The sequence below is a fragment of the Vibrio sp. B1ASS3 genome (genome assembly GCF_905175355.1).
Taxonomy (GTDB): domain Bacteria; phylum Pseudomonadota; class Gammaproteobacteria; order Enterobacterales; family Vibrionaceae; genus Vibrio; species Vibrio owensii.
In genome coordinates, this window is sequence record NZ_HG992743.1 from 2194920 (window position 1) to 2216149 (window position 21230).

Below are 21230 nucleotides of genomic sequence, written 5' to 3' on the forward strand. Positions count from 1 at the left end.
TCCTTTTTCATTGCTCTGGATTGCTCATTAGCTCAACAACCCTACATAAAATCGAAGCAAATAAGGTAAATCTTGCCGGATTCTGAGAATGGCCTCACTTAAAGTGGTGAGCCCTTCTCCAATGCCAATAATCGCTGTTTGCGCTCTACCCCGCCCGCATAGCCAGTAAGCTTGCCACTTTTGCCGATGACACGATGGCAAGGCACTACAATCGAGATTGGGTTTTTACCATTCGCCAGCCCCACCGCGCGTACCGCTTTCGGATTGCCGATGGCATTCGCCAAATCTTGGTAACTCCATGTTTCACCATAAGGAATGGTCGTTAGTGCATGCCAAACTTGAGTTTGGAAATCCGTACCTGTCGCAGCAAGAGGCAAGTCGAATTCGTTACGCAGCCCAGCAAAGTATTCTTCCAATTGAGTAACGGTTTGGCTAAGCACGGCATGTTGATCATCACGCTCTCCCAAATCATCTGGTTTGGTGGTACACGTTTCAAACCAAATTCCTAGCAAACCTTGATCGTTAGCTTGAATGGTCACAGCGCCTAACGGACTTGGCATTACCGTATAAAGTAATTTCATGATTGATTCCATAAGTGAAAAGTCGCGTAACTGCCCCAAGGCGACGCAGTATGAGCATTCAATGACGGATAGTTTGGCATGGCTTTTTTCACCACCAAGTCTTTATCTAAAAAACAATTAGGCTGAGATTGGCCACGCAATTGGGCATAGCTCACCGTCCACGGACCAATGCCTTTCAACTCCAGCCATTGCTGCGGATCGGCTTCTAGGTTTTGCTGCATGTACTGAGCAAATCGCACGAGTGTGTCTTTACGGCTTTGCGGCATACGCAAGAAGCTAACATCAGCATTCGCAATGGCTTCTGGCGTAGGAAAGTGACGCGCTTGCTGATCGCTACTGAGCGTTGCTACCAACAAGTTAAGTTGTCCGATAGCAGCTTTGACCGACACTTGCTGCCCCAACACAGCACGTACACCGGCTTCCCACGCGCTCCAAACACCCGGAATACGAATCCCTTGGGTTTTCACCAATCCCGGCGCAATATATTCAAGGTGCTGCTCCACCGTGCAAATATCCGCATCGAGGTCGAACATTCGACGCACACCAGACACCAAATTCTGCAATTTAGTCACGTCTTCTACATCAAACTCCATCTCAAGGTAACCCTCCCCTTGAGTGACCTTAAATCGTGCATGGCAATCATCGAGTAAAACAGTGCGCTGGTAAGCATCTTGTGTGACTTGCTCCATTCCTTCAATCGCACGCAGACGATAAAAGTCGAGCATGTGTTGCCAGTTCAAAACCCCGCGATAAGGGAGCACGATTCGATTCGTCCCCACGCCATCAAACTCCTTTCTGCGCACTTGAGAAGGCGTTAGCTGAAGGATCTTTTGGAACGCATCATTGAAACGTCGAGTGCTGTTAAAACCTGCGGCAAAACCGACTTCGGTGACTGACATCGAACTCGAATGCAGAAGCTGTTTGGCAAACATCAATTGCTGATACTGTGCATACTGCTTAGGTGACATCCCCAAATATTGTTCGAACAGCATACGCAAGTAACGATCGGAGATCCCGAGACGCTCAGAGAGATCCGCAAGAGACTGATGATGCAATGCACCTTGATCGATCATGTTGATCGCACGTTGAAATGTAGTTTCAACCCCTTTCCAAGCCCATGATCCTGGCGCACTGTCTGGACGACAACGCAAGCACGGACGGTAACCTGCCTTCAAAGCTTGCGTCTTGTCAGTGAAGTACTCAACGTTTTCCTCTTTGGGCAAATTGGCTGGGCAGATCGGGCGGCAGAAGATCCCTGTGGTTTTCACCGCAATGTAAAAGCGTCCATCAAAGCGGCTGTCACGTGCCATGCGTGCTTTTTGACATTGTTCGAAGGTCAACGATGTGTGGGGGTGGATGAGCATAGTGCTGTCCTTGCGTACACAGTGGGTGTTTAACGAGTGGGTAACTTGCTCGCCACTCGATCGGTATAACTTCATTGTAGAACGAGGAGTTACTGTAGATTAGCCATTTTCGGAACTCAATATTGAGAAATTTTGGCATTAGTAAATTTGTGCACTAAAGTTAAATCAGAACAACACAACAACGTCGGCTAAAGGGAATTGGCATGGACTTACATACGTGCGTGATTGTACTTAGAAATCACAAGGTTATTACCAGTAAATCAGTCGAGCACTCGATAGGGATTATCGAACGCGACTCTGATAACGAGATTTCAGAAATTCAAATCAATGCGACTGATGGTGTGAATATTCGCACTTATCACTACCGTAGTGTGGAAGACTCGCTTGAAAGCTTAATGAATCTATAAAAACTCCTTTCTCCCTTGTTAATCGTAAAAGCAAAAGAGCACTGGTTACTGTGCTCTTTTTTTTGCTCTGCATTTACGGAATTCTTGTTTCAAAATACAAAACACGTTCGAAAAGTTATTCGAAATTTTGCGATTTCCATAATCAAAACCACCACAGCAACAGCCAATAAACAACGCCTAACAGCAACCTAACTGTCTGTATTTATTTAGTTAAAAACGTTCCATCGAATTTATCGAACGAGAACATCAAATTGCCCCAATTTTTTCTTTCTCTCCTCCTACCTACACTGATTTCAACGGCAAGGGAGTCACCACTCCGCATCAGAAAAATTCGAGAAAGGATAAAGTCATGAAAGCACTACTACAGAAAATCACCACTTCAAACGCGGGTTACAGCGCACTCGCACTTCGCATTCCAGTCGGCATCATCTTTATGGCGCACGGCGCACAAAAACTTTTTGGCTGGTTTGGCGGTTATGGCCTTGAAGGTACAGGTCAATGGATGGCATCGATTGGTTTAGGCCCTGGCATGTTGATGGCATTTTTAGCTGGCAGTGCAGAATTTTTTGGCGGCTTGTTTATCTTGCTTGGTCTGCTTACCCGCCCTGCAGCGGTGGCTTTAGCATTCACCATGGTGATCGCCATTTTCTCGGTTCACTTTGAAAACGGTTTGTTTATGTCGAACAACGGTTACGAGTTTGGTTTAGCACTACTGGCAGCAAGCGTTTCTCTCGCTTTCTCTGGCGCAGGCAAAGCCGCATTGGATGAAGCACTTCGTCAGAAACTGGCGTAAGACGATCACTAGGAGGAGATGATTATGATTACCGTAAGACATGCAAATGACCGTGGTCGCGCGAATTTTGGTTGGCTCGACAGTAAACACAGTTTCTCTTTCGGCAGCTACTACGATCCGCAGCACATGGGCTTTTCAGAGCTACGCGTGATTAACGATGACGTTGTAGAACCCAATGCAGGGTTTGATACACATGGTCACCGCGACATGGAGATCATCAGCTATGTTTTGCAAGGCGTTATCGCTCACAAAGACAGTGAAGGCAACGTAAAAACCTTGCCTGCTGGTGAATTCCAACTGATGTCGGCTGGCAAAGGGATTTATCACAGTGAATACAATGCCTCAGACAGTGAAACACTGCGCTTTCTACAAATCTGGATTCAACCAAACACGTTTGGCAATAAGCCAGGTTACCAACAAAAAGACTTTGGTCAGGAAAAAGGCTTAACCACCATTGCGACACCAACCGGTGAGAATGGCACGCTGCACATCAAGCAAGATGCCACACTGCATCAGTTGATTCTCGACGCTAACTCCGAGTTAAGCTTTGCTATCGAATCAGGTCGCAACGTGTATGTTCATCAAGTGGAAGGTGAGCTTAAGGTCGACAACACCACATTGACCGGTGGTGATGGAGCGAAAGTAGAACAGCAGAGCACCGTCATGTTCCGCAATGATTCGGACAAACCAACAACCGCATTGGTGTTCGATCTGCCATAACTCTCGGTTCAGCCATTGCTTGGCTTTATAAATGCTTAAAGATTTATGCAAGCTCATATAAAAAACCCCTTGGCATCACACCAAGGGGGTTTCGTTTAAGTTTGCTCTGGATCGCAAAAGCGGAAATTACTCGTCTGCTGGAATTTCCGCAATTTGTTGCAAGCTGTACGCCGTTAACGGGTCAATCTCTTTTACGATTTCTTCTACCTGCTTAATTGCGTCTACAGACGTGCTGGCTTTGCGATAGCTCAAATAGATAGGACGGTACCAATCTTCTACGCCAGACACCTTGTGGAGCTGCCCGCTTGCAATAAACGGCTCTACCAGAGACGCTGGTAGGTATGCGCTGCCACCTTTCTCTAAAACGAAGTCTAACGCGATACGAGCGGTAGAAGTGCGAAGGTAAGGCGCTGGGATTTTCGGGTGACGTTCCGCGTGTTCTGAAGCGAAGCGCGTACCCCAATCAACGTAAACGTATTTCTTGTTAAACACCGTATCAAGAGAATCTTGTTCGGTAGACACCAGCACCAACACCACGTCAGCAACTTTTTTGCAGTTAAGCTCATCCGCTTTGATTTGATCGAAGGCGAAAGCCATATCGAGTGTACGTTCCAACAGGCTGCGGCTTAGCATCTCACGTCCCATGACTTCCGCCATAAAACCGTAACCACCAAACGAGTCCGTTACGACACTCAAGCAGTTTTGCAGGTAAGCATCCCAAATGTTCGGCGTACCACCCATGGTGAGCTGTAACGCTTTGCCATCTTCGAGGGATAATTCGAGTTTGGCTTGCTGCAAAGTGGTGACCATCACCTCTGCATAGCCTATTAAACGCTCACCTGCGGAGGTCAACTTTATGTTATTTCGATCACGAATAAACAACTGCGTATCGAAATAACTTTCGAGTTGTTTGATGCGTGCGCTCACTGCGGCTTGAGTAATGTACAAGTTCTCAGCAGCTCGTCCGAAGTGACGAACCTTTGCCAGCTCTAAAAATGTTCGAAAGACCTTTACATCCATAAACCATCTCCTGGTCAATATAAAACCAGATTAACAACTAATTAAAATTTTGACGACAAAAAAGTTTTGTTTTTCTTTTGTTAGCTTTGCGCCTAATTTTCGCCGTAATTCATCACATTCATCAATAACGGTTACAGAGGCTGTTGATATGTCTGACACTGAATTTCGTCATGGCAAAAAACGTTTTACGACAACGTAAAATTCCCACGCGGCTTTGCAAAGTCTGGCGATTTTACTCTTTCGGAAGAGGAAATCCTAACAATTTATGGGGATACTATGCTTGGCCTAGAGTCAGGCGAGTTGACACCTGAGAACAGCGAAGAGAAACACTTCGTAAAAGTTCTGGAAAACCCAGGCAAAGCGAAAACTAAGATCGAGCGCACTTGGTTAAAATACACACAGTTAGCTCGTGGTCGCAAACGCTTCCACACGCTAAATGGTCGTAACAAACCAGAGGCGTCAGATGACTACGCAGAAGAGAGCCTAGCAGAAGACGATTAACCGACTCTGCCAAGCCTTAATGCTTGGTTAATCCTCAGAGTGTTTCATTCTGTGGAGTTGCAAAAATTTTTCTTTTCCAAAAGCCCAGAGGTGTTTCACCAAAGGGCTTTTTCGTTTTTTTAGTAAACCTATTGTACGGCGAGCACTCACTTCGCCAACATGGCGACCTTCTTCAAGAAGCTGTCTTTAAGATGCTCTTGGTCGTACTCTAGCTGATAGGTGTTGTGGAAACCCACTTTAAGCTCCACGCCATTGCCTCTCAGAAACACGTTATAGCCGTCGTAATCAGAAAAGGCTTCTACCCCTTCATACATCTTGCCAAACTCGGTAGGCGTGCCGTTGTTCATCACACATTCGTATGCTTGCAGCACTTTGGTTGCGTCTAAGTCGTTTTTCATTGCGATTCCCTCAGCAATAAACACACTTTAAGTATGGTTAAGGAAGAAACGCCGTGCCACACCATAGATTGCGTGAGATCATAACTTCGGCATTTTTCTTCTCTTTCTCCTACGCAACTCGGTTCAATTTGGCTCGCTCATTCAGCCAAAAAACTTTTTTTTAGTCATAAATTTTAAACGCTAATCAACTAGTCTAACGTCCTCTATATAAGAGGGTAATCGCAACAAGCAAACGTGAAAACTGTTGAGAAAAGCAACATTGGTTAAAGAAAAAGCAAAATTTTGACCTAAAACAATAGCAGATCGCCATTACTTATTTTATAATGCGAATTAATGTTTCAGGACATCTTAAATTCCAATAACTAGGGGCACAAAATGAGACTTATCCCGTTAGCTCAAGCAGCACAAGTAGGCAAGTGGGCAGCAGCACACATCGCTAAGCGCATCAACGACTTCAAACCAACTGCTGAGCGTCCGTTCGTTCTGGGTCTACCTACTGGTGGCACTCCTCTAGCAACTTACAAAGCATTGATCGAACTTTACCAAGCAGGTGAAGTGAGCTTCGAACACGTTGTGACTTTCAACATGGACGAGTACATCGGTATCCCTGCGGATCACCCAGAATCATACCGTTCATTCATGTACAACAACTTCTTCAACCACGTAAACATTCAAGAAGCGAACATCAACCTTCTTAACGGTAACGCGGAAGATCACGAAGCGGAATGCCAACGCTACGAAGACAAAATCAAGTCTTACGGCAAGATCAACCTATTTATGGGCGGCGTAGGTAACGACGGTCACATCGCATTCAACGAGCCAGCATCTTCTCTGTCTTCTCGCACTCGCATCAAGACACTAACTGAAGACACTCGTATCGCGAACTCTCGTTTCTTCGATGGCGACATCAACCAAGTTCCTAAATACGCACTAACTATCGGTGTTGGTACGCTACTAGACGCTCAAGAAGTGATGATCCTAGTAACTGGTCACAACAAAGCACTTGCTCTACAAGCAGCAGTAGAAGGCAGCGTAAACCACCTATGGACGGTTTCTGCACTTCAACTACACCCTAAAGCAGTGATCGTTTGTGATGAGCCTTCACAACAAGAGCTTAAAGTGAAGACTGTTAAGTACTTCTCTGAGCTAGAAGCGGAAAACATCAAAGGTTTCTAATCCCTCGGGTAACAACCAAAGATAAACGCTGAATACACAAAACCCGTGAGTCATCACGGGTTTTTTCGTTTTTAAAGACGGGAAAGCTTAGGAATTTAAACAACCGTTAGCGAGGCGTCTAATAAGCTTGAATACCAAACTGGCGCAGACGTTTTGGCAATACCTCATCGAGTTTATCTAACTCACTCGGTTCGACCTCAATGAGGTTGAAGTTATGCTGCTCGTACACCGCACGAATCTTCTCTCGTTCCGCTTCTAACATCTCGCCGGTGTCACTGCCCCAAAACTGCAGATAGACTTTGCCACCCGGAAGGTAGAAATCGCTTGTCACGTCTTGGTCGATCGGCAGTTGGCGCTCATAAGCGTGCACCACACCAGCCAAATACAGCCAGTTATCGATAAGCAGTTCTCCTTTAGAACGAACATAATGCCCGTCTAAAGTACGGTGCTTAGCTTCAAACTTCTGGCGAAAACTAGAAAACGACTTATCTGTGGAATGGGACTCGGCATCTTGTCCTAAAAACTCAATCACAGACTGCTTGAGCCGCTTGTTACGCAGCACTACGTCGTGCCACACAACAAAGGTATTCTGCGACTCTTTATCGGTTCTCTGCTGGCCACCAGCGCGGATTCCGGCTTCAGTTAAGCTCCAACCCTCTTCGGATTTACTGATCCAGCCTAATTCACTTAACAGCTGGTTCATGCGCTTGGCGTTGAGCTTAAGCTTCTCACCTAACTGGGTTGCGCTGTAGGTTTTGCCAGACGTTGCGGCAAGCTCGATGTGCAAGTTGGTCGGCCAAACAATGAACTGCCCGAATTTGGGATGATCGACATACTCACCGCCGAACTTGGCGCCCTCTTCGGTCAAAATCCATTTCTCGTCTTGGCGAACGATGTAGCCTGCGCGTTTCAGATCAGCAAACAGCAGCTTGGCTTCTATCTGACGCATTTTTGCCAGCGCCGACGTCGATATTTTTTCAGACACGATTCATGCCTCCTGCTACTGTTTGAAATAAGGTAATGACTTGGATATTAACGCATTGATTTCATTGCTTGAAGTAAGAATAGTTGGGATTTTCTATCCACAACAAAAAAGGAGCACTTTGGCTCCTTTCTCTACATCGAATTGAATCGGCTTAATTATTCGCGAGTTTGGCAAATTTGCTGTAGGTGCTGATTTTGCCGTTGATGTACTCGATACCACTGTGCACATTGTTTTCGGTATGACCAACAATTTGGTATTCGACGATGAATTCACCGCTGATGACTTTGATAAACAAGAAGCCGTCGCTGACCTTCCATAACCCCTGCAAACCACGCTCGCTGAACAAGTCTTTTTCCACCAACGTACCATTTGGTTTGAGCTCTAAAATCGACGAGAAACCGTCTACGTTCACTTTTACCCAAGGCTGTTGATGCACTTCGTAGCTGAGGATTTTGCGGCGTGTTTTCGCCCACTCACGCAGTTCTTGCTCTTGCGCTGGGGTGAGAATTGGCAGGTCTTCCATCTCCAATAGGGTGTGATGTTTTTCGTACCAGAAAAGTTGCAGATGGAGTAATTTCATTCAGATTAGCGGGGTTTCATAACGACAAAGCGCAACTTTGCGCCAACCCTGATGGTAAGTCAACCAATGAAACGAAAGAGTGCAGTTTTCACGAGGGTTAAAAACTGCACGTTCCCACGATGGGAAAACGGTGCCCAATAACGAGCACCGGAGCATGTAAGTGTCTATACGACCCAGAAAGAATTATGCGGCAAACAACCTTGGTAATTCCGCATGATCACACGCTTGATTTAAGCGCTGTTGGGCGGTTTGAATGTGCGCACGCCAATGTTCATCGTGCGCCCACATCTCAATCACCAGTGGCACGACGCAGTCTGTCTCTTTGAGTGTGCGGAAGATGGCATCGAAGTTCACTTCACCATCGCCAATCACGAGATCGCGGAACTGACCTTTGTATTCCGGCGTCACACGATAGGTGTCTTTAAGGTGGATTTGGGTAATGTGTGGCTTACTCAATTTCAGCTCAGTACACACGTCATAGTTCCAACCCGAGATATTGCCCACGTCTGGATAAGCGGTGAAATACGGCGAATTCACTTCGCGATTTAGCACCTCGAACTTACTCAATGAATTGAGGTAATCGGTGTCCATGATTTCAACAGCAAGCATCACACCTGCGCGCTCTGCCAGTTTCGCCGCTTCCTTCATTCCTTCAATAAAGCGCAAATGCGTGGCACGGTTTGCTGGCTCGTAATACACATCGTAGCCAGCTAATTGAATGGTACGGACGCCAAGTTTGTACGCCAATGCGATCGCCTTTTCCATGTGCAGCACGGCTTGCTCTCGGATCTTCGGATCAGCCGAGCCAAACGGGAACTTGCGGTGCGCGCTCAAACACATTGACTGCAATGGCATGCCGTAGCGTTCACACTGGTGACGCAGGGCATAAATCGTCTCGTCGTCCCAATCTAAGCGGCTGCGGCGTTCGTCTGATTCGTCCACCGATATCTCAAGAAAGTCGAAGCCCAACTCTTTGGTCACACTGAGCTTTTCTTCCCAACTCAACTCGTTCGGCAACGCTTTCTCATACAAGCCAACACGATGACGTTGTAGGTTCTGATACATGTCGCCCCCTAGTTCCAGTAACGGTCGATTTGCGCTTTCAGTGCTTCTGCGGTCTCTTGCCCTTTGTCACCCGCCAATGCACGACCTGCGATAAAGGTTTTCGCTTTGATGCCTTCAAACAGGTAGATATCCTCTGGCACGATACCGCCCGTGATAGATAGCTCGATACCCAGCTCAGAGAGTTGACGCATCTTGCTGATGTCAGCATCTGTCCAGCCAATCCCTGCCAACTCTGCATCGCGAGAACGGTGGTAAATCGCTTGAGTGATGCCGAGATCCACCCACGCTTGCGCATCTTCCATCGTCCAGTTGCCGTAGATTTCGATTTGGATTTCGCCACTAAACTCATCCGCGACTTTCTTACACGCTTCGATGGTCGCAATGTGCGCTGCGGCTGAAACCGTAATCCAGTCAGCGCCCGCTTCAAACGCCATGCGAGACAAAATCGCGCCGCCGTCAGTGGTCTTCATATCGCACACCAGAATGTGGTCCGGGTGGTTCTTACGCAGTGTTGAGACCGCATTCATCCCTTCTGCGAACGCGAGAATGGTGCCTACTTCAATCACATCAACATAGCTGTGTACATTGCTTGCAACCGCCACGGCGTCAGTTAGGTTAGTTTGGTCTAGAGCGATTTGAATCATTGGTTTGGTCATGATGCTTATCCTTGAATTTTTTCACGTATCAGACGAGCTAAGCCGTCGTTATTGTTATCGGTTTCGCATACCAAACGGGCGCTAGAACGTACCGTCTCGTCTGCGTTATTCATGGCAACGCCTAATCCGGCGTAACGGAGCATGGAAATATCATTGTGGTTATCGCCCACGGCAATGACATGATTCGGGTGATAACCCAGCTCAGAAACGTATTCCGCCAGTCTTAAGCCTTTGCTGTTGCCTTTTGCTGCGAAGTCGATGCGATTCGACCACGAGCGTTCGCCGTTAAATTTCTCTTTCACCCATGGTTTTTCAATCAAGCGTTCTACCGAGCTTGGTAAGCCTTCCACCACAAATTTCCACACGAACTCGGTATTGCGCACTTCTTCGCTGAACGAGTCGATTTTGTAGATCTTCGGTTGAAGGTGCTCAGGCGCGGTTTTCGCCCACTTTTCCAACGCTTCCATGTAGTGAATTGGGTTGTAGTTTGAGTACGTCATGGCATCGGTTACGTACATCACCATCTTGACCTGAAACTCCTTCGCCAAGGCGATGAACGTCAGCGCGTCTTCCTTATCAATGGAGTTGTGCTTGAGCACTCGGTCGTTGTGGTAGTCATAAACATAAGTGCCGTTGCAGCAGATGATAGGCGTGGTAAGACCCAACTCATCGTAATACGGGCGTGCCGCAGTGTGATGGCGTCCGGTGACAATCACCACGTGACACTTCTGCTGCGCTTCTTGAATCGCTTTTTTCACCTCTGGGTGAATGCTGTGGTCATCGGTGAGGACAGTTCCGTCTAAATCTAAAGCAAGCACTTTGTACATGTCGTTACCTCTGCCCGTAGTAGGCGTTTTCACCATGCTTACGCAGGTAGTGTTTGTCTGAAAGCTCAGGCTGGATCTTGATGCCGCTGTTGAGTGAACGTGTTGCTAATGCCATGGCGGAGATCTCTTCCAATACCACTGCGTTGTGCACGGCATCATCGGCGTTGGTTCCCCAAGAGAAAGGCGCATGCCCTGCCACAATCACGCTTGGCACAGCCATTGGGTCGATGCGACGTTGACGAAACTCTTCCACGATCACTAAGCCGGTGTTCTTCTCGTACTCTTCGGCAATTTCACGTTGTGAGAGCTTACGAGTGCACGGGATGTCACCGTAGAAGTAGTCGGCATGAGTCGTACCCAGCGCCGGAATATCAATCCCTGCTTGTGCCCAAATCGTTGCGCTGCGTGAGTGGGTGTGCACCACGCCGCCCACTTGTGGGAACGCTTTATAGATCTCAATGTGGGTCGCGGTATCGCTGGATGGATTCATGTTGCCTTCCACCACATTGCCATCTAAGTCGACCACCACAATGTGCTCAGCGCGCATGCCATCGTATTCCACCCCTGATGGTTTAATCGCAATCACGCCGCGCTCGCGGTCAATCTCAGACACGTTGCCCCAAGTGAAGGTCACCAAGCCGTATTTTGGCAGTTTGAGGTTGGCTTCGAGCACACGTTGTTTCAGTTCGCTGTACATGATTTCTCCTTAGGCGGTGACAGCCAAAGCTTCATCAATCACGTTGAATACATCGGTTTTGCTGCGGCAACGACGAAGCTTGTCCAAATCCACGCCCGTTTCGCTGTCTTCATCATCCAACACATGGGTCACTTCCATCAGACCTTCCATGTGCTCGTCTGAAGAGCTGCCCGCTAGCGTGATCAACACATCAACTGGCTCGTCTTCGCCTTCAAAGTAGATTGGCTCTTCTAGCGTAACCAGTGCGAAAGCAGTACGAATTACGCCGTTTTCTGGTCGTGCGTGTGGCAGTGCTAAGTTAGGCGCGATGCAGATGTAAGGACCCAACTCTTCCACGCTGCTGATGATGGCATCGTGGTAAGAAGGCTGAATCGCACCAGAGGCAATCAACATGTCCGTACCAATCTTGATGGCTTCACGCCAGTTAGACGCTTTTGCTTGCAGTTTGATTGAGTTGTTGTCGATCAGTGATTGTTTTAATCCCATTGTTCTATCTCCAGTTTGGGTGCCGTGACTTTGGCTTTCCGAAGCCCGGCACCACTGTTGTTATCCGCTGTTTGTTATTGGTTTCTTATCTCTTCATTAAGAAAAGTATTTGGTCATGCTTTTTTATTTTGCTGGTACAAAGTTTTTATTGATGATGTCGAGTAGCTCGTCCCCGAAGGAGTTAGGGTTAAGCATGTTTTGCACCCCGAGTACAAACTTGCCTTCGCCTGGTTCCATCTCCGCAGACAGGTGCTTCGACGATACGATGATGTCTGTGCTCGCAAGCTTCGACTTGTAGTCCGACACTGCGCATGAGTCCATCACGTGAGGAATGCCTTTCTTCTCTAGGTATTTGCCGATCTTCATTTTCATCATCATCGATGAACCTTGACCGTTACCACATACTGCTAGGATGCTTACTGGGCGCAGACCGTCGCTCGCTTTGATTGCTTGCTCTACCGCTTCAATCACTTCTGGCTCTTCACTGATTTCTACTGTGCCTTGCGCGTCTTCTTCAGCACGTAGCTTGCGAGAAGCGAAGAACATGTAAACCAGAGACAGACCAACAAGAACGAAGAAGAACATTTTCGATGCAGACAGACCTTGCATGATTGGTGGGAATACAAGCGCCCAGTCCGCCATGCCCATCCAACCGTTGAATTCTGTGCCGTGTTGGCTAAATAGGTGGATAGCCCAAGCAGAACCTAGTACCTCGATGATGCCCATCACGAAACAGATCTTCATCACCGCTTTCCAGCCACCGAAGTGGTTAGCAAATACGCCGATGGTCGCGTTAGAGAAGAACATTGGAATGAAGCCAGGGATGATCATGATTGGCGCATCGAATGCCAACATCGCCAATACAGCAGCGAACTGACCAAGCGCACCCCACATGAAACCAAATACCATTGCGTTTGGAGAGAATGCGTAGATAGCCGCACAGTCAATCGCCAATACCGCATTTGGAATCACGCGCTCAGAGATGCCTTTGAACGCTTCAGACAGCTCAGCAACGAACATACGTACACCGGCAACAATCACCTGAATCGCTACAGCGAATTTCAGACCCGTTTCTAAGATGTAGATAGTCCAGTGTGTGGTGCCCGCCATTTCTTGAAGGTTATCAAGACCGAATGAAAGCAGAATGATGCCGAAGAACACCGTCATCACGATCGCCGTTGCTGCGATGCTATCGTGGAAGATGTGTAGCCATTTAGGCAGTTCTAGGTGGTCAACGCTGTCGTTCTTATCACCCAGTTTTGGCGCTACTTTTGTTGCAATCCAAGACGCGACCTGTTGTTGGTGACCAATTGAGAAACCCGCCCCGCCAGTGACTTCTTCGGTTGGCTTGAACATAATGTTGGAGGAGATACCCCAGTACAGCGCCATTAACACCGCAGAGTAAATGATGGTTTCCCACATGCTTGCGCCAAGCACAAAGTAGAACACGGCGATCAGACCCGCTTGCTGGAACATGATGTGACCAGTCAGCATGATGGTGCGGATACCCGTGTAACGGCGGAACAGTACCAAGAGGATGTTAATACCTAATGCCAATAGAACGGCGTAACCCACCCAAGAGTAGTTATCGCCCATCGCTTCCATGGTAGACATCATGGAGGTGTAAGGGTCAATGACCGAGCCGGTTAGCCCGTGGTATTCAGAAAGTTTGGAAATCACAGGTTTGAAGCCAGCAACTAGGGTGCCTGCACCCACTTGAACCAGCATGAAACCCACGATCGTTTTGATGGAACCTTTAATGATGGTGGTGGCGTCTCTTCTCAGCAACCAATAGCCAATGCATGTTACCAAACCCAGTAGTAGTGGGGCTTTGGTCATAACTTGGCTGTAAAAAATATAGAAGATGTCGTACAAGAACTCCATATCTTTACCCCTAGAGTGTTTTTTATTTGTAATCGTATGTAGGTCAGAGTGATTCCATCTGATGTCGTAGAATCTACTCAGTTTTTGCTCACGAAACAAACTCTAACAATCAAAAGTAATCACGCAATGCTCATTTGTGATTATTTTGATATTTATCAATTTTGCCCTCCAAAAAACCCTACAAATGGTAAGCGGATCACACACAAAAATTAAATTACCAATAAATACAACAACTTATAAATTCTTGTGATGAAGTTCAGATTTTCATCAGTCTTGAATTTGACAATCAAGAGCGTGATTAATAGAATCAAAACAAATCACAAGTAATCACCAAATAATCACTAGATACACATTTCGGTGAATTTGAATCAAATAGGGTGATGGGTATGAATGAAGTACAAAGACACAATGGCATTCTGTCTTTATTAGAAGAAAATCAGACGATTAACGTCTCACACATTATTGAGAGCTTTAACGTCTCTCCAGCTACGGCTCGCCGTGATATCTCTAAGCTGGATGAGCTAGGCAAACTACGCAAAGTACGCAACGGCGCAGAACGCGTCGAAGCAGAAAAGAAAAAATGGTCACCGCTGAACATCAACAGCACTGAGCATTACGAAGAAAAATCCTTGATTGCGATGCAAGCCGCTGAGCTTTGTCAGCCTGGCGATAGCGTGGTCATCAACTGCGGTTCGACCGCTTTCCTACTAGGGCAGAAGTTGTGTGGGCAAGACGTGCAGATCGTCACCAACTACTTCCCATTGGCAAGCTACCTGATCAATGAAGACCATGACGATGTGATCATCATTGGCGGTCAATACAACCGTTCACAAAAACTGTTCTTAAATCCGGCGCCCAATTCGCTTGGCAGTTACGCAGGTAATTGGATGTTCACCTCGGGTAAAGGGTTAACCGAAGCCGGACTCTACAAAGCTGACATGTTAACCGCGGTGGCTGAGCAGCAAATGCTTGAGCAAATCGACAAGCTCGTCGTCGTGGTAGACAGCTCCAAAGTGGGTCACAGAACGGGCATGTTGTTCTGTCCTACCGAGAAAATCGACATTCTGATCACTGGCAAAAACGCCAACCCAGAGGTCATCAAAGCGATAGAAGCGAAAGGAACACAGGTCATTCTGGTCTAACGCGCCCTAGCCTCTTTCTCCAATAAATAAAAATAATTCAGCTCAGTGCCTTAACCACAAATTAAGGCGCTCGGCTCCCTACATCCCAAATTTAATAAAAATTGTGAAACAAAAAGGTGTTGCTATGAGTAAAGTAAATGAAATCACTCGTGAATCTTGGATCCTAAATACATTCCCTGAGTGGGGTACCTGGTTAAACGAAGAGATCGAAAATACGGTGGTAGAACCAAATACATTCTCGATGTGGTGGCTAGGTTGTACAGGTATCTGGTTGAAGAGTGAGGGCAACACCAACATCTCTATCGACTTCTGGTGTGGTACGGGCAAAAAGACGCAAAAGAACGCCTTCATGAAGAACCAGCACCAAATGATGCGTATGGGCGGAGTCGAAGCGCTGCAACCAAACCTACGTACTGCCATCTTCCCGCTTGACCCATTTGCTATCAAAGAAATCGACGCTGTGATGGCATCCCATGACCACGCAGACCATATCGACGTTAACGTCGCGGCAGCGGTACTACAAAACTGTGGTGACCACGTGAAGTTCATCGGTCCACAGGCGTGTGTCGATTTATGGATGGGCTGGGGCGTGCCAGAAGAGCGTTGTGTGGTCGCAAAAGTGGGCGATGTGCTTGAAGTCGGCGACATGAAGATCCGCGTACTGGATTCATTCGACCGTACTGCACTTGTCACGCTGCCAGAGGGGACTTCATCTTACGATAAAGAAATCCTCGACGGCATGGACAAACGCGCGGTGAACTACCTGATTGAAACTTCAGGCGGCTCAGTTTACCACTCTGGTGATTCACACTACTCGAACTACTACGCAGCGCACGGCAACGAATACCAAATCGACGTGGCACTGTTGTCATTCGGTGAGAACCCTCGCGGCGTGACTGACAAGATGACGTCTTCTGACATCCTACGCGCAGCAGAATCGTTGAATTGTGATGTCGTGATGCCATTCCACCACGATATTTGGGCGAACTTCCAAAACGACCCACGCGAAATCGAAGTGTTGTGGAACATGAAGAAAGACCGTCTGCAATACAAGTTCGCACCGTTCTTCTGGCAAGTTGGGGGCAAATACACCTTCCCAACCGATAAAGGTCGCATGCACTACCAACACTTCCGTGGCTTTAGCGACATCTTCAAAAACGAACCAGAACTGCCATACAAAGCGTTCTTGTAATTCCGTCGCAACGTCCGTTTGGCAGGAATAAAAAAAGCCCGTCGCGATGATGGATGCGACGGGCAATTAGCTAGAGTCTTATAAGGAGAAAAGGAAATTACTGATGATAAATGTCCGACGATTTCACATCAGTAACGTCCTCAACAAACCGAATATTAGTCATTGATAAATTTAAAGGACATGGCTCATTCCAGTAATCTAAATTGTTGATGCCTATTGCTCTAAGCCGATCAAAAAAGCCAGTCTCTCAGGACTGGCTTTTGTTTTGTGGCGCGAGACTGATTACTTAATAAATGAAATACAGCCTTGCAGAATCACTAGGTTGACGATGTCGATAAAGAACGCGCCAACAATAGGCACCACCATAAAGGCTTGTGGTGATGGACCGAAGCGGTTAACGATAGAGCCCATGTTCATGACTGCCGTTGGGGTTGCGCCCAGACCAAAGCCACAGTGACCACTTGCGATAACTGCTGCATCGTAGTTGCTGCCCATCACACGGAACGTTACGTAGTACGCGAAGACTGCCAGAATCACCGATTGCACCGCTAGGATGATGAGGAACGGGATTGCTAAGTCGAAGATGTTCCACAGTTTTAGGCTCATTAGTGCCATCGCTAGGAACAGAGACAGCGAAACCGTACCAAGAATATCGACCGTCTCAACATCCACTTTGCGTACTTTGGTCACTTCCATGATGTTGGTGATCACCACACCGATAAACAGCGCGTAAACAAAGTCCGGAATCATCAACCATTTGATGCCAAAGCTGCTCACCCAACCTTCTAAGTAGCCAGCACCAGTGACACACAGCAGGATGATCGACAAGCTTTCGACCACTTTCTTCGCGGTCACTCGGTCTTCTTCGTGCTCGTTGTAGGTCACCAATTCAGGGAAACGTTCGTGAGTTTGGTTGGTGCGTCCATATTCAGATTCAAGGTTGTGCTTATCTATTAAACGCTGCGCCACAGGACTGCCGATGATGCCACCAATCACCAATCCAAAGGTAGCGGATGCCATTGCCACTTCTAAAACGTTGTGCAAGCCGTACATATCTTGGAAGGTTTGCGACCATGCTGCGCCCGTACCGTGACCGCCAGACAGCGTAATCGAACCTGCAATCAAGCCCATTAGCGGGTCTAAGCCAAGCGCGGTTGCCAAAGAGACACCGACCGCGTTTTGAATAAGAATGTACACCGATGCCACGGCTAAGAAGATAAACACCTTAGCGCCGCCTTTAATCAATTGGGTGTAGTTCGCTGCCAAGCCAACGGTAGCGAAGAACATCAACATGAAAGTGTTTTGCAGCGGTAAATCGAAAACTAAATCCACGCCATTGAAATGCATCGCGGTGATCGCACAAGCGACAATCAAACCACCCACGATTGGCTCGGGAATATTGAATTTCTTTAAGATCGGTAATTTAGCGTTAACGAATTGTCCCAAGAACAACACACAAATAGCGACGAGAAACGACTCTTGTGGACCGACAGAAATGACCTGATTCATAAAACCTCTTTGCCTCCTTTTTCTCATCCTTTGAGTAACAACTCGCAGGTTGAGCGGTATTTAGGCAGGTCAGAGTGCCTACTGAACGTGTGGTTTTCTAGGGTCCAAACCCACTAAATTCTCATTAAATAAGAAAGCAATAACTCGGATATTCACCCAATTCTCACTCAATGAAAAAACACACTTTTTCACCAAGTTTTGTGGCGCAATTTTCTCGTTTTTTTCGCTCTTCTCAACTTATGAGAAGTGAACAATTTTTTACCAGTTTTTGAAGGCAAAAAACGTATGCGATTGCGTGCAAATTTTGCGTGAAACTCTGGTGCAAACTTTGTCGAATTTTCCTCGACAAAAGTGATTGAGAAAACACCGCAAGAAGATTGGCGCTTTCTATCCCATCGCCAAGGTGTTATACATATATATAACACCAACTCAGCCAAGGAAACCAATCATGACGCATTGGCATGATCGCCAACCGATTTTCCGTCAGTTGGCTGACCAGATCACCCAGCAAATATTGCAAGGCATCTGGCAAGAGGGCGAAGCTTTGCCTTCGGTACGCAGTGTCTCTGCGGATATGAAGATCAACCACCTGACGGTCATGAAGGGCTATCAATTATTGGTTGATGAAGGATTGATTGAGAAGAAACGTGGGCAAGGCATGTTTGTCGCCCAAGGTGCAAAAAAACAGCTGCTTGCTGATGAAAAAGCCCGTTTCCTTGAACAACAAATTCCGCAGATCGCCGGCACACTACAACGTCTGGATATGTCACTTGATGAATTTATCCAACAAATCCAAACACATATTGAAGGTGACCAATGAGCGCATTAGTCAGTGTAAAACACGTCTCCAAGCAATATCGTCAGCAGGGTGAAGCACTGCATGACGTGAGCTTTGATCTACAAGCGGGTCAAGTGCTTGGCTTGCTAGGTCATAACGGTGCGGGTAAATCGACTCTCATTAACGCCCTACTCGGTGCACACGAATATCAGGGCACCATTCGCATCAACGGCTTTGAGCCAATCATGCAACGCGACAAAATCATGCAGAGCTTGTCTTACATCTCAGATGTGAACGTTCTACCAAACTGGATGACGGTTGCTCAGCTGCTCGATTACACCGAGGGCGTACACCCAGGTTTTAATCGCAGCAAAGCCGATAGCATGCTTCGTCAAACCGACATTAAGCCGCGTGCACGTATCAAATCCCTATCGAAGGGCATGAAGGTACAATTGCACTTGGCTGTCGTCATCGCGACCAATACGCAGATTCTGATTCTAGACGAGCCAACGCTTGGTTTGGATTTGGTTTATCGCGATACATTCTACCGTCACTTGCTGGAATGGTTCCACGATGGCGAGCGTGTGCTGATCATAGCGAGCCATGAAGTATCGGAAATCGAACACCTACTGACGGACGTGCTGGTCCTTAAACACGGTCGACCTGTTCTGCAAACTTCAATGGACAGCATCAGCGAAGCTTACTTCATTCTCGATGCCAGTGATGAGCATCGCGCACAAATCGAAGCGCTGAAACCACTGTCATCGCAAAAAGGCTTAGGCACGACTAAATGGTTGCTGTCGTCACAATACGCAGAGCAAGTTGCTGGGCTAGGTGATGTGTATGGCGTCAAGCTTGCGGATCTGTTCTTAGCATTGCAGAAGGAGGCAGCATAATGAAATCGATTATCGCGATGTTGCGTAAAGAGTGGCTAGAGAACCCGTTGGTTACGCGCGTGCCGTTGTTTATGTTTGCCTGTGGCGTGCTGCTGTTTGTCAGCTTGATGAGTAGCTCGACACTGCAACACAATATGTTCTTCCAAATGAGCTTTGGCGGTGATGTCAGTGACATCCACAAAGAGCTCGGCGATGACGTCAACATGCTGATCACCGGTGGCATTGGTTTGTTGTCTATCCTGCTTGGCACTCAATACTTCCCGAGAACGCTGCGTAAAGAGCGCTCAGAGGGCAGTATCATGTTTTGGCGCAGTATGCCTGTCAGTGACGTGAAAACCCATCTGGTGAAGCTGACGTTTGGTTTATTGGTGATTCCATTGGTGTGTTCGGTATTGGTTTTCGCTGCCGACTTTATGCTGTGGATGTTGAATGTTTCAACCGACCACCAGCTGGCGTTATTGTATCGCCAAGCATCATTGGGCTTCGTGCTGCTGAATTGGATTGAATTCTTGCTTCGAATGGTAGTGGCAGGCGTGTTGTTATTGCCGCTCGCACTGGCTGCAATGGCAATCTCACAGAAAGTGAACTCACCACTGTTGGTGATCTTGATTGGTATTTACGCGCTGCGCTGGATGCCGATTGCGATGTTCAACTTCTATGGTCTGGATGATTTCTTCTCGGCAATTTTCTATCTACCACTGCACGCGATTCTTGCGCCAAACCCGTTCAGCGCGATTCCAGATGCAGGTTGGATGAACGTTGGGGTTTACGCTTTCATTGGTGTGCTTGCTTGGACGGCTAGCATCAAGTTCAGCCGCACCGTGAACTAACAAGCACAAGCGAAACCACACAAAAAGCGAGGTACTGTCCTCGCTTTTTTCATTTTTAGCACCATCAATCTTCACTCTGTTTGCTCCAACGCAAAAATAATCACCCTATAGCAATAGCGCTTCGGCGTGGTTAAGTTCATAATCCCCCGCTTAATGCGCTCAGCGCTGTTATCTAGAATTTTTGAAAAGCAGAACACCAACCATGACCACCAAGCCAACAGCCATTATTGGACTGTACAACCCAAAGAGTCCGACCAACGTTGGCGCTGTATTACGAGCCGCAGGCTGCTACGACGCTGCGCAAGTTCGTTACAACGGCACACGCTACAGCCGCGCAGTAAAGTTCCAGACCGACACCCAGAACTCACAAGAACGTATTCAATTAGTGGAGATGGAAGACCTCACTGCTAATGTTGCCGACGATGTGGAAATTGTTTGTGTTGAGTTAGTGGTCGGTGCAACAGCACTGCCGCAATTCACTCACCCAGAGAACGCGATTTATGTGTTTGGACCGGAGGACGGTTCACTGCCGCAAGAGATGATCGATAAGGCACATCACGTGGTGTACGTCCCGACTCACGGTTGTATGAACCTAGCCGCGACGGTGAACGTTGTGCTTTACGATCGCATGGCGAAAACACTGGGGACAATTGATGACCACCAGCAAGTTCTTGCTAATCGCGACAACAAGAACCGCTTGAAAATGAAAGCGTGCGTATAGACAGACGCAGCTACTCGTTGGA

At 47.4% G+C, this 21230-nt stretch carries 23 protein-coding genes and 1 pseudogene; 11 read left to right on the plus strand and 13 right to left on the minus strand.

Annotation, left to right across the window (positions count from 1 at the left end; genetic code table 11):
* Positions 1-98 precede the first annotated feature (98 nt).
* Both KJB05_RS27995 and KJB05_RS28000 read right to left on the minus strand, forming a co-directional pair.
* On the minus strand, positions 99-581 hold the full coding sequence (locus KJB05_RS27995; protein ID WP_208444558.1) for a methylated-DNA--[protein]-cysteine S-methyltransferase: 483 nt from the start codon (positions 579-581) through the stop codon (positions 99-101).
* Positions 578-1945, minus strand: coding sequence for an AlkA N-terminal domain-containing protein (locus tag KJB05_RS28000; protein WP_208444557.1), 1368 nt, complete (start codon positions 1943-1945; stop codon positions 578-580). The genes KJB05_RS27995 and KJB05_RS28000 overlap by 4 nt, the downstream gene beginning before the upstream one ends.
* Before the next feature lie 203 nt (positions 1946-2148).
* Between KJB05_RS28000 and KJB05_RS28005 the strand changes: the two genes are divergently transcribed.
* The 3 genes from KJB05_RS28005 to KJB05_RS28015 all read left to right on the plus strand — a co-directional run bounded on the left by KJB05_RS28005 (position 2149) and on the right by KJB05_RS28015 (position 3865).
* A complete protein-coding gene (locus tag KJB05_RS28005; protein ID WP_020195070.1) occupies positions 2149-2352 on the plus strand; it encodes a hypothetical protein in 204 nt (67 codons plus the stop codon).
* Positions 2353-2701: 349 nt separating this feature from the next.
* The gene (locus KJB05_RS28010; RefSeq protein WP_038895002.1) at positions 2702-3145 is read left to right on the plus strand and encodes a DoxX family protein; all 444 of its coding nucleotides are present in this window, start codon (positions 2702-2704) and stop codon (positions 3143-3145) included.
* Between the two features lie 24 nt (positions 3146-3169).
* Positions 3170-3865: a pirin family protein gene (locus KJB05_RS28015; RefSeq protein WP_208444556.1), complete on the plus strand. Its 696-nt coding sequence runs from the start codon at positions 3170-3172 to the stop codon at positions 3863-3865.
* A gap of 126 nt (positions 3866-3991) precedes the next feature.
* Here KJB05_RS28015 and KJB05_RS28020 read toward each other — a convergent pair whose 3' ends face one another.
* Positions 3992-4885: a LysR family transcriptional regulator gene (locus KJB05_RS28020; protein ID WP_005434703.1), complete on the minus strand. Its 894-nt coding sequence runs from the start codon at positions 4883-4885 to the stop codon at positions 3992-3994.
* Between the two features lie 148 nt (positions 4886-5033).
* Between KJB05_RS28020 and KJB05_RS28025 the strand changes: the two are divergent.
* A pseudogene (locus tag KJB05_RS28025) lies at positions 5034-5386 on the plus strand (DUF413 domain-containing protein).
* Positions 5387-5532: 146 nt separating this feature from the next.
* Here the strand turns inward: KJB05_RS28025 and KJB05_RS28030 are convergent.
* On the minus strand, positions 5533-5784 hold the full coding sequence (locus tag KJB05_RS28030) for a DUF3081 domain-containing protein (protein WP_009706732.1): 252 nt from the start codon (positions 5782-5784) through the stop codon (positions 5533-5535).
* Positions 5785-6159: 375 nt separating this feature from the next.
* Here KJB05_RS28030 and nagB point away from each other — a divergent pair, with 375 nt between their 5' ends.
* On the plus strand, positions 6160-6960 hold the full coding sequence (gene nagB, locus KJB05_RS28035) for a glucosamine-6-phosphate deaminase (protein ID WP_005434699.1): 801 nt from the start codon (positions 6160-6162) through the stop codon (positions 6958-6960).
* A gap of 118 nt (positions 6961-7078) precedes the next feature.
* On the opposite strand, the gene KJB05_RS28040 is transcribed toward nagB, so the two are convergent.
* The 8 genes from KJB05_RS28040 to KJB05_RS28075 form a co-directional block, all read right to left on the minus strand.
* A complete protein-coding gene (locus KJB05_RS28040; protein ID WP_009706731.1) occupies positions 7079-7945 on the minus strand; it encodes a phage antirepressor KilAC domain protein in 867 nt (288 codons plus the stop codon).
* Between the two features lie 151 nt (positions 7946-8096).
* Positions 8097-8525, minus strand: a complete 429-nt coding sequence (locus KJB05_RS28045; RefSeq protein WP_005434695.1) for a hypothetical protein — start codon at positions 8523-8525, stop codon at positions 8097-8099.
* Positions 8526-8708: 183 nt separating this feature from the next.
* Complete coding sequence (locus KJB05_RS28050) at positions 8709-9590, minus strand: L-ribulose-5-phosphate 3-epimerase (protein WP_005448899.1); 882 nt, start codon at positions 9588-9590, stop codon at positions 8709-8711.
* 8 nt (positions 9591-9598) lie between these two features.
* A complete protein-coding gene (locus KJB05_RS28055) occupies positions 9599-10246 on the minus strand; it encodes a 3-keto-L-gulonate-6-phosphate decarboxylase UlaD (protein WP_005434690.1) in 648 nt (215 codons plus the stop codon).
* Positions 10247-10251: 5 nt separating this feature from the next.
* Positions 10252-11073 (minus strand): Cof-type HAD-IIB family hydrolase, encoded by an 822-nt coding sequence (locus KJB05_RS28060; protein ID WP_047514535.1) that lies wholly within the window; start codon positions 11071-11073, stop codon positions 10252-10254.
* A gap of 4 nt (positions 11074-11077) precedes the next feature.
* Positions 11078-11770: an L-ribulose-5-phosphate 4-epimerase gene (locus KJB05_RS28065; RefSeq protein WP_009696581.1), complete on the minus strand. Its 693-nt coding sequence runs from the start codon at positions 11768-11770 to the stop codon at positions 11078-11080.
* 9 nt (positions 11771-11779) lie between these two features.
* Positions 11780-12256, minus strand: coding sequence for a PTS sugar transporter subunit IIA (locus KJB05_RS28070; RefSeq protein ID WP_208444555.1), 477 nt, complete (start codon positions 12254-12256; stop codon positions 11780-11782).
* Between the two features lie 123 nt (positions 12257-12379).
* Positions 12380-14140 carry a PTS ascorbate-specific subunit IIBC gene (locus KJB05_RS28075; protein WP_005434683.1) on the minus strand — a complete coding sequence of 587 codons (1761 nt, stop codon included), beginning with the start codon at positions 14138-14140 and terminating at the stop codon, positions 12380-12382.
* 386 nt (positions 14141-14526) lie between these two features.
* On the opposite strand from KJB05_RS28075, the gene ulaR reads away from it, so the two are divergent.
* Both ulaR and ulaG read left to right on the plus strand, forming a co-directional pair.
* Positions 14527-15282: an HTH-type transcriptional regulator UlaR gene (gene ulaR / locus KJB05_RS28080; protein WP_005448893.1), complete on the plus strand. Its 756-nt coding sequence runs from the start codon at positions 14527-14529 to the stop codon at positions 15280-15282.
* 124 nt (positions 15283-15406) lie between these two features.
* Positions 15407-16474 (plus strand): L-ascorbate 6-phosphate lactonase, encoded by a 1068-nt coding sequence (ulaG, locus tag KJB05_RS28085; RefSeq protein ID WP_005448892.1) that lies wholly within the window; start codon positions 15407-15409, stop codon positions 16472-16474.
* A gap of 282 nt (positions 16475-16756) precedes the next feature.
* Here the strand turns inward: ulaG and gltS are convergent, their stop codons facing one another.
* A complete protein-coding gene (gene gltS / locus KJB05_RS28090) occupies positions 16757-17983 on the minus strand; it encodes a sodium/glutamate symporter (RefSeq protein WP_005448891.1) in 1227 nt (408 codons plus the stop codon).
* A 448-nt stretch (positions 17984-18431) separates the two neighbouring features.
* Here gltS and KJB05_RS28095 point away from each other — a divergent pair, with 448 nt between their 5' ends.
* The 4 genes from KJB05_RS28095 (at position 18432) to KJB05_RS28110 (ending at position 21208) form a co-directional block, all read left to right on the plus strand.
* Positions 18432-18803: a GntR family transcriptional regulator gene (locus KJB05_RS28095; protein ID WP_041059386.1), complete on the plus strand. Its 372-nt coding sequence runs from the start codon at positions 18432-18434 to the stop codon at positions 18801-18803.
* Positions 18800-19657 carry an ABC transporter ATP-binding protein gene (locus KJB05_RS28100; RefSeq protein WP_208444554.1) on the plus strand — a complete coding sequence of 286 codons (858 nt, stop codon included), beginning with the start codon at positions 18800-18802 and terminating at the stop codon, positions 19655-19657. Before KJB05_RS28095 ends, KJB05_RS28100 begins: the two co-directional genes overlap by 4 nt.
* On the plus strand, positions 19657-20487 hold the full coding sequence (locus tag KJB05_RS28105; protein WP_208444553.1) for a hypothetical protein: 831 nt from the start codon (positions 19657-19659) through the stop codon (positions 20485-20487). Before KJB05_RS28100 ends, KJB05_RS28105 begins: the two co-directional genes overlap by 1 nt.
* A gap of 202 nt (positions 20488-20689) precedes the next feature.
* On the plus strand, positions 20690-21208 hold the full coding sequence (locus tag KJB05_RS28110; RefSeq protein WP_005443438.1) for an RNA methyltransferase: 519 nt from the start codon (positions 20690-20692) through the stop codon (positions 21206-21208).
* Positions 21209-21230: the final 22 nt, after the last annotated feature.

Coding starts and splice junctions, on each gene's coding strand:
- KJB05_RS27995 (WP_208444558.1), bottom strand. CDS start 581: ATGAAATTACTTTATACGGTAATGCCAAGTCCGTTAGGCGCTGTGACC.
- KJB05_RS28000 (WP_208444557.1), bottom strand. CDS start 1,945: ATGCTCATCCACCCCCACACATCGTTGACCTTCGAACAATGTCAAAAA.
- KJB05_RS28005 (WP_020195070.1), top strand. CDS start 2,149: ATGGACTTACATACGTGCGTGATTGTACTTAGAAATCACAAGGTTATT.
- KJB05_RS28010 (WP_038895002.1), top strand. CDS start 2,702: ATGAAAGCACTACTACAGAAAATCACCACTTCAAACGCGGGTTACAGC.
- KJB05_RS28015 (WP_208444556.1), top strand. CDS start 3,170: ATGATTACCGTAAGACATGCAAATGACCGTGGTCGCGCGAATTTTGGT.
- KJB05_RS28020 (WP_005434703.1), bottom strand. CDS start 4,885: ATGGATGTAAAGGTCTTTCGAACATTTTTAGAGCTGGCAAAGGTTCGT.
- KJB05_RS28030 (WP_009706732.1), bottom strand. CDS start 5,784: ATGAAAAACGACTTAGACGCAACCAAAGTGCTGCAAGCATACGAATGT.
- nagB (WP_005434699.1), top strand. CDS start 6,160: ATGAGACTTATCCCGTTAGCTCAAGCAGCACAAGTAGGCAAGTGGGCA.
- KJB05_RS28045 (WP_005434695.1), bottom strand. CDS start 8,525: ATGAAATTACTCCATCTGCAACTTTTCTGGTACGAAAAACATCACACC.
- KJB05_RS28050 (WP_005448899.1), bottom strand. CDS start 9,590: ATGTATCAGAACCTACAACGTCATCGTGTTGGCTTGTATGAGAAAGCG.
- KJB05_RS28055 (WP_005434690.1), bottom strand. CDS start 10,246: ATGACCAAACCAATGATTCAAATCGCTCTAGACCAAACTAACCTAACT.
- KJB05_RS28060 (WP_047514535.1), bottom strand. CDS start 11,073: ATGTACAAAGTGCTTGCTTTAGATTTAGACGGAACTGTCCTCACCGAT.
- KJB05_RS28065 (WP_009696581.1), bottom strand. CDS start 11,770: ATGTACAGCGAACTGAAACAACGTGTGCTCGAAGCCAACCTCAAACTG.
- KJB05_RS28070 (WP_208444555.1), bottom strand. CDS start 12,256: ATGGGATTAAAACAATCACTGATCGACAACAACTCAATCAAACTGCAA.
- KJB05_RS28075 (WP_005434683.1), bottom strand. CDS start 14,140: ATGGAGTTCTTGTACGACATCTTCTATATTTTTTACAGCCAAGTTATG.
- ulaR (WP_005448893.1), top strand. CDS start 14,527: ATGAATGAAGTACAAAGACACAATGGCATTCTGTCTTTATTAGAAGAA.
- ulaG (WP_005448892.1), top strand. CDS start 15,407: ATGAGTAAAGTAAATGAAATCACTCGTGAATCTTGGATCCTAAATACA.
- gltS (WP_005448891.1), bottom strand. CDS start 17,983: ATGAATCAGGTCATTTCTGTCGGTCCACAAGAGTCGTTTCTCGTCGCT.
- KJB05_RS28095 (WP_041059386.1), top strand. CDS start 18,432: ATGACGCATTGGCATGATCGCCAACCGATTTTCCGTCAGTTGGCTGAC.
- KJB05_RS28100 (WP_208444554.1), top strand. CDS start 18,800: ATGAGCGCATTAGTCAGTGTAAAACACGTCTCCAAGCAATATCGTCAG.
- KJB05_RS28105 (WP_208444553.1), top strand. CDS start 19,657: ATGAAATCGATTATCGCGATGTTGCGTAAAGAGTGGCTAGAGAACCCG.
- KJB05_RS28110 (WP_005443438.1), top strand. CDS start 20,690: ATGACCACCAAGCCAACAGCCATTATTGGACTGTACAACCCAAAGAGT.